This window comes from Mesorhizobium sp. M2E.F.Ca.ET.209.01.1.1 (assembly GCF_004010375.2).
Lineage (GTDB): Bacteria > Pseudomonadota > Alphaproteobacteria > Rhizobiales > Rhizobiaceae > Mesorhizobium.
The window spans coordinates 1-372 of sequence record NZ_SADP02000419.1 but is presented as its reverse complement, the minus strand read 5'-3'; the positions used below and the strand labels follow the sequence as shown (position 1 = coordinate 372).

Below are 372 nucleotides of genomic sequence, written 5' to 3'. Positions count from 1 at the left end.
CGCGACATCTCCGGCAACCTCGAGCCCTCGGTCGACATCTATCCCAACCGGCCGGCGCCGGTTGTGCGCAATGCCGCCGATGGCAGCCGCGAACTTGCCAGGCTGCGCTGGGGCATGCCGACGCCGCCGGAACGGATACGCGGCAACGCCGATTCCGGCACCACCAACATCCGCAATCCGCAATACGCCCACTGGCTGCCTTATCTCGGTGTGGAGAACCGCTGCGTGGTGCCGGTGACGAGCTTCGCCGAGCCGTCGCCGACGCCCGGCGACAAGGACCCCGAAACCGGCGTACAGAAGAATTTCTGGTTTGCGCTGAGCAAAGAGCGTCCGCTGTTCTTCTTCGCCGGCCTGTGGACTCCCGGGCACGGC

General features: G+C 66.7%; 1 protein-coding gene. It reads left to right on the top strand.

What is annotated here, in order from left to right:
- Positions 1-372: SOS response-associated peptidase family protein (locus tag EN852_RS36270; RefSeq protein ID WP_189546429.1), on the top strand; the 372-nt coding region annotated here is incomplete at both ends.